The organism is Streptomyces sp. NPDC127092 (assembly GCF_042722475.1).
Lineage (GTDB): Bacteria > Actinomycetota > Actinomycetes > Streptomycetales > Streptomycetaceae > Streptomyces.
In genome coordinates, this window is the sequence record NZ_JBHXFE010000148.1 from 1 (window position 1) to 646 (window position 646).

Here is a 646-nt window from a genome sequence, read left to right on the forward strand (position 1 = left end):
CGACCTGCCGGTCCGCCGCCAGCGCCCGGAAGGACGCGGGCTGGGGCAGCCACGGCGCGGCGACGCCCTCGGCGGCGGACGCGGGGCCGTCGTCGTCCGCGGGGGTCGAGAAGCCGTAGGACGGCTCGTCCGCGGCCCACGGCAGAGGGATGCGGCAGCCGTCGCGGCCGGGCTCCTTGCCGTCCGTGCGGAAGAAGTACGGGTCCTGGCGATGCTCGGCGGCGAGGGTGGTGTGCTCGGGCAGGCCCAGCTCGTCGCCCTGGTAGATGTACGCGGAGCCGGGCAGGCCCAGCTCCACCATCGCGGCGGCGCGGGCCCGACGGCGACCGACCGCCTCGTCTGGCTGCTCGTCCTCGGCCGTGATGCCGGCGGGGTAGGAGCTCGGGTCGGCGAGGCCGTAGCGGGAGGCGTGGCGCACCGTGTCGTGGTTCGAGAGCACCCAGGTGTTCGGGGCGCCGACCCGGCCGGCCTGCTCGAAGGACCGGTCGATCGCGTGGGTCAGCGAGGCGGCGTCCCAGCCGGCCATGAGGTAGGTGAAGTTGAAGGTCTGGTGCATCTCGCCGGGGCGGACGTACCGGAACATCCGCGAGAGCGGGGCCACCCACGCCTCGGCCACCATCATCGGCTCGTGGTCGTAGGAGTCCAG

Annotated in this window: 1 protein-coding gene; it reads right to left on the minus strand. The window is 74.5% G+C overall.

The annotated features are described in order from the left end of the window. Window positions 1-646 (minus strand): alpha-amylase family glycosyl hydrolase (locus ACFWJO_RS38150; RefSeq protein ID WP_386872752.1); only part of this gene is annotated, 646 nt, incomplete at both ends.